The sequence below is a fragment of the Occallatibacter sp. genome, from assembly GCF_049510455.1.
In the GTDB taxonomy this organism is placed as follows: domain Bacteria; phylum Acidobacteriota; class Terriglobia; order Terriglobales; family Acidobacteriaceae; genus Telmatobacter.
In genome coordinates this window covers 1-6,348 of record NZ_JBEKYX010000200.1, presented here as the reverse complement: position 1 = coordinate 6,348, position 6,348 = coordinate 1, and the positions used below count along the sequence as shown (strand labels likewise).

Here is a 6,348-nt window from a genome sequence, read left to right as displayed (position 1 = left end):
TTTCTTCTGCTAATTCTGAGTAAAGCATAAATGGGGTTAATTGCATGCAAAGTTTCTGAAGGAGGTGGGGTTACGAAAGGGTGGTGGACTTTGGTAATGGGGAAAGAAAGGGAAAAGGGACAAGGGATATAGGGACAAGAGCAGTTCTCCTCTTGCTGTGGAGCGATCCCAGCCTGGCCGCTAAAACAAATACGCGGCCAGGGTGGGGTGCCCGAACTTTATATCTTCGCTAGCGTGTGTTTCTTTCGATTTTGAAAAAGCAGCTTTCCGGCAGTTCGAGAATACTCGCTCTTCTCATTGGTTGCGGTGAGTCGAAAAATACTGTTTCGCTAGCGCGACACAGGCTGCGCAGAGGATGTGAATGCACTTTCTGACGCCTTTCGCTTTGCGATCTCGACGATGACGAGTGCGTAAAATAACCTGCGTCGAAGCCTCAAACATTCTGCACTTCGCAATCGAGATGGCCGCCTTGTATACCCTGGGATCAGCATTTTCGCCAACCCCAGGGCGGGTTGTTATCGGTTAGGTTACCTTTGCCAATCAGGCTCCTCATGCCTTGTGAGCGTAATTGCAAGCGCAACTACGAACCGGTTGTTCGGCAGCTCAATCGATCTGACTTCCCTGCGATTATCCAGCGGCAAAATGTACTGGTACAGGTTGAAGGTGCGATCGTCTTGCGTGCCATCGAACAAATCGCGATAAGGCATGGCGAAGGCCTCTGACTCGTTGGGGAACTGCTGCGGCGTGAACCAGTCACTGAAGCTCTGTGTCACGGTTTGGCTGGAGCCGTCCTTGTACTTGATCACGATCTGCTGGTCTGTCTGCGCTCCCTGCAGGCCTGTGCCCAGAATTCGAATCTGATCGTAGCGACCTTCAGGCAGCGGGATTGGTGTGCCGGTTCCGAAGACAATGTTGGGCTGGTTGGCCACCGCAATGTCATACTTTGCGCCATTGACAATTACACTCCGAGGCGCTGTTTGGTCTCCCAGCAGATTTCCAGAGTAGGCGGCTCCACCGGTATCGATGCCGGCGCTCGCCGAGAACGTGGTTCCATCCGTGTAAATGCCCGTTGCGTTGAATATGCCTGCAAGGTTTGCCGGCGTGCCCAGCGACGGGCTTACCAGAGTAGCAGCCAGCACAAGCACATTCGAGTTATTCGGCAACGTCAGACTTTTTACTTCCTTTGTTTCATTGAGCAGGAAGCTATAGCCGTAAAGGTTAAATTGACGGTCGTCTGCAGTGCCGTTTTCAACGTTGCGGTGTGGCATGGCAACTGCTTCCGCTTCACTCAGATTGTTGGATGGCGTAAACCAGTCGCTAAAGCCCTGCGTGAACTGCGAGGTTGTGCCGTCGGTATAAGTAACCGTCAGCACTTGCCCGCTCTGGTTGCCGTTGATTCCCGACGCCAGCAATTGCAGGGTCTTGAAGCGGCCGGAAGGAAGCGCGATTACCTGTCCTGCTCCCGCAACTGCGTTAGCCGTGTTTGGCTTGCCAAAGCGGAATTGAACTCCGTTTAGAACGCGTGACGGCGTTAGCAGATTGGAAGAATACGCAAAGCCTGCAAGGCCGCCCTGCGTGGTGAAGTTCGTGCCATCGGTGAACGCCGCAAACACGTTGTAAGCCGATGAGAGATTGATCGGAAATCCCGCACCTGCCTCACCGGTTGCCGCACTGACTGCGAGAATGGCGGATGAGAAGCTCTGGGTAATGTCGCCCGATTGCGCCGTTACCGCAACAGCGTTATTTACGCCTGTCAGCGCATCTCTATCCGCAGCCAGAAGCAGCGTTGCAGTGTCCGATGCTCTGCCGCGCTCTATTGCCGAAAATACACCGGCAGGCGCCGTGCTTGTGAGAGAGAAGTTGACCTTGCCTTTGAATCCGTTTTCAGGAGATGCCGTTGCCGTCGCAGTTACTCGATCACTCTGGTTGAGATATAACGTCGTCGGCGAAAGGATCAGTCCGAAATCCGGCAGGGCAAGCGAGACATAGGCGGCCTGCGAGATTCCCTGGCTGGAACCCGTTACCACAATCAATAGGCTGCCTGCAGGTGTGCTGCTCGTAGTCGTGACGTTAAGCGTTGCTGAACCACTTGCAGTAATCGACGACTGATCAAGCGTGGCTGTTACGCCAGCCGGAGCTCCAATCGTTGTCACCGTCAGATTCACCGTTCCAGTAAAGCCGTTGGCCGGCGCAACGGTAATCGTCGTCTGCCCGCTTTCACCCGGCGTTAAAGGAATCGTCGCTGGAGAAGCCGACAAAGTGAAGTTCGGCGCGCTCGTTGACGCCGGCCCAAGACTGTCCAGCAAAAGCTGCCCACTCGGCGTTCCCCAGCCTGTGACCAGGTCATATCCGGCCACAGCGGTAAATTGATCCGGACTTGTACTGTTGAAGTCGTTGCCTGTCGTGATGTCATGAAAAATGCTGCTGTAATTTGAAGTCTGTCCAAGGCTGTAAACAGTCGTGTTCAGAAAGCCGATGGGCGACCCGTTCGCTTGCTCATTTGCCAGCGAAAGAAAGCCGGCCCACCGCGGCGCTGACAGGCTTGTGCCACCTATGCCTGTATCGCAGCTACCGTTCGCACAGAAGTAGTTGTCGGTATTTGCTTCCATCGAAACATCGGGAATATTACGAAAACTCGTCGATCCCTGGTTGGTGGAATTGATTGCCGGCGTCTGGTAGCTCGGGATCGGCGATTGCGTATTCCAACCTCCGCCGCTGCCAACCCAGCCCGACTCGGACACCCAAGTCCCTCCCGGTCCGGTTGTTGTCAGGTCCGTGCCGCCCACCGCGGTAATGTTCGGGCTGTTGCCCGGATATCCGACTCCGCCAACATCGGCGCCGCTGTCGCCGGAGGAAACAAAGACATTTTGTCCCTGCGCCTGCAGCTCCATGAACGCCTGCTCATAACCTGGTTGTGTTGCAGGCGTTCCGCCAAATCCAAACGAAAGGCTGATTTGCTTAGCAATATTGTCCTCTGCCGCCTGCACAAAGGCGGTCTGCGCGTCGGTGTTCGGTCCGTTCGTCTCATACACAATCAAAGCCGAAAGATGCGGCGCCATTGAGATGGCTTGCTCCATGTCGATGACTTCTTCGCCGTCGTCGCACCCGCCGGTTGCCGGCGTACCCGAACAGATTCCGGTCACGCCCAGCAGCACGTTATAGATCGGTACATTCAACGGCTGATTGATCGAGCTGAAGTAGCTCTGCACGTCGCTCAGGTTGTAAGGTCCAAGCTCAACAAGCCCCACGGCCTGCCCGGTGCCATCCAGCGCCACGCCCGGAGCGTAAGCTGCGCGCATATCGCTGCCCAGAAACTGACCGCTCGGACCAGCTCCCGTCGTATTGCTGCTTGCTACCTCATTCGCAGTCGCCTTTTTCAGCATCGGATGCGGCTGCTCGTAAGTGCTGAAGCCATGGATGTCCAGAATCGGAAGCCCCGCTTCTACAGTCGGCTCTACGTCCGGAGCAAAGAACATGCGGTTCTCTGTCGGATGTTTGTACTGCTTCATTGTCACCGCAAAGGTCTTGTTGATGGCCGCAGCCGAAGCACTCACATTCAGCAGCATGCGAGTCGTATGCGTGCGCGTCACTGTCATTCCCTGCGACTTTACATACGCAATCACCTTTTCATAATCCGCCTGCGTTGGACCGAACTGCTCTGTAAACTGCTGTGCCGTCAGGAATTTTCCGTATTGGGGACTTGACGGATCATGCAATTGCTTGATGAATGCTTCAAGCGCCGGCTGGTTACGAATCGGCAGCGAAATCGTAAGTCCAATCTGCTGCGATGCGGGAAGTTGCCCTGTGGATCGTGCATCGGAAGGCGCGGCAAAAGTTTTAGGCAGCCTCACCCGCTGGGCCTGCGCGTTCACTGGCAGGCAAAGGCACGCCGCGACTAGCGTAAACGCGACAATGGCAAATCGAATTCGATCTTTCCATGAATTGAAACCAGACATAATCGTTATCTCCATTTCACTGACTCATTCAGGAATCGGTTAAACAACTGGACACATCAGGTCTTTTAACTGTGCGAATTTCCAGTAGCTCGGCGACTGATTCAAGCTCTCGCAAGGTGTAGAAGTATGGATCAGAAAATTTTTGGATTCACTCCAGCCGAGTAATTACAGACATATTCCAGCCCGAGGGGAGCCGATTTTTCGTGCGAGAAATCGGCTCACGCCAGCACTCCTGGGCTGCTGCTGTTTTCAGGATTTCCAAGCGCTATAAGCGCAGGCTGGAAGAACACAGCCGGCCGCAGGATCTCAAGCTGCGATCAGGCGGCGAGTACAGCGTAGAACTGGACTCAGTAGAATCTGGGCTCAGATTGTTTTGTGCCAATGCTGTGTAGTTCACAACGCCTGTACTGGCGGCTGCTCCGCGCAGTGCTGGAAATGTAGTTCGGGAAATAAACATTTGGTCTTCCTTTGCAAGGGGGAGGGGGTCGATCTTCCGCGTGTTAGACAGAAAAGCCGATGTCTGCAAAGCAAGCTACAGACGCGCATGGTAACGATACCACTTGCGTGAAGCAAAATAATCCAAAATAACAAGCGCTGTCAAGTTTGCTTAAGTTTTGGTAGTGTTTCAGTTTGAAGAAACTGCCACAGGGGCTAAAGCCCAATTTCATTTCTATGGCCGTTTCGGCACGACTCAAGTCGTGCCCTGTTACAAAGCAATTCAAATTGAGACACTGCTTAAAGTGGTGCCCTGTTACAAAGCAATTCAAATTGAGACACTGCTTAAGTTTTAATTTCTTTGAATAGCTGGCCGGCAAGGGCTAATTATGTGTTCCCACGCCACTTAATTTGCCGCCAGTGTATTTCGATAGCCGGATGGTGCGAACTTTCTGGCTTTTCTCTTGATGAATGCGCCCGATTTCTGCGCGCCATGGCTGGCTGCACAGAAATCGGGCCGTTGGTTACGGGTTAGAACGAGAGCTTCCCGGAAATCTTCACGATTCTCGGAAAGTTACCTTGAGCCGGGCCGATCGTGCCGAAACCGCTCCAGCCTGATCCCTGAGTGTATACCGGTGGTCCGTCTCCAGGATTGCTGTCCGGTCCACCAAACTGCGGCGAGTTAAAGGAATTGAAGGCATCCATGCGAAGAGTGAGATTCAGCCCCGCCTTGATCGGCGTGCTTTTCATCAAGGAAAGGTCAATGTTCGGGACGGTGGGCTGGCGCACCGAGGTGACTTGCTGGGGCAGAGTCTGCAATCCCCAAGTGTATCCTTGCACGTTCGGGATCTGATTCCAGCAATTGCTAAGGGTGGTCTGGTCATTCCTGAACCATGCGCCCATGCTGGGTTTGTGCGCGGGATGTATCTGGCTGAGCGGGCAACTGTCTGTCCAGCCGTTATCGAGCCCAACGGGCTGTCCGCTCTGAATCTGGATTACCGAGCTGAGCGTCCAGCCGTTGATGAACACTCCAACCGGCGCCGGGGGATTCGAGAATAACCGCGAACCCTTGCCGATAGGCAGGTCCCAGATCGGAGTGACCGACAGGATCTGATCGCGATCCGTACCGGCGATAATATGCACCTGGTTTGTGCTGATGCCACCGGGAACGGCAGCGGCCGATCCCTGGAAGGGCCATCCGAATGGGTAACCGTTTCCGTTGATCGTCTTTGACCAGGTGTAGGCGGATTGGAAGAAGAGGCCGTGGCTGCTTCCATAGATGTGACGGCTGACTTTGACTTCCAGTCCGTTGTACCAGTTTCTGCCGATGGGCTTGTTGTATTGGCCTACAAGCGAGGGACCGCCACCGGAGCAGTATTGACCGAGCGGCTCCCTTAGATCGAGAGCCCAGATGGTTGGATAGGCTCCGCAGCCGCTCCCTCCCTGCTCCGAGGCGGCGACGCCGTAGTAGGGATTGGGTACCTGCGCAGTAAAGAAGCTGGGGTTGGCGATGGCTGTCTTCCAATCCGCCAGAGTCGTATTGGCCGCGCTGAGCCAGACAAATGTGCGGTTTCTGTACGAGTAATTGGCCGCGTAGCGGGCATCGAGGACTATCCTCCCCGGCAACTCGCGCTGGAAGCCGGCGGAGAAAACCTCTCCGCGAGGCAGCTTGCGCTGGGGGAAATCGAATGAAACGCCGCTGTTTCCTAGATTTGTCAAAAGCCCCTGCGAATTCCCCTGAGGCACCTGGAGATTCACACCAGCGAAGGGAGATCCCGACTGGAAGGAAGTGGAGGGCGTAATGCCGCCATTCGGGGAAGAAACGTAGTGCGTGGTTTCAGCGTAGCCGCCATTGCTTCCGCCTTCCAGGCCGCCCTGATAGACCAGACCCCAGCCACCACGGATGACTGTTTTGGTGTTGAGCGCATAGGCAAAGCCGGCGCGCGGACCGACATCG

2 protein-coding genes are annotated in these 6,348 nt (G+C 54.8%); both read right to left on the bottom strand.

Features of this window, described 5'->3' with window-relative positions; all coding sequences use genetic code 11:
• Positions 1-527: 527 nt before the first annotated feature.
• The gene (locus tag ABSG47_RS20885) at positions 528-3,956 is read right to left on the bottom strand and encodes a protease pro-enzyme activation domain-containing protein (RefSeq protein WP_424172510.1); all 3,429 of its coding nucleotides are present in this window, start codon (positions 3,954-3,956) and stop codon (positions 528-530) included.
• Between the two features lie 966 nt (positions 3,957-4,922).
• A partial coding sequence (locus ABSG47_RS20880) for an outer membrane beta-barrel protein (RefSeq protein WP_481133044.1) occupies positions 4,923-6,348 on the bottom strand: 1,426 nt, incomplete at its 5' end.

Coding starts and splice junctions, on each gene's coding strand:
- ABSG47_RS20885 (WP_424172510.1), bottom strand. CDS start 3,956: ATGTCTGGTTTCAATTCATGGAAAGATCGAATTCGATTTGCCATTGTC.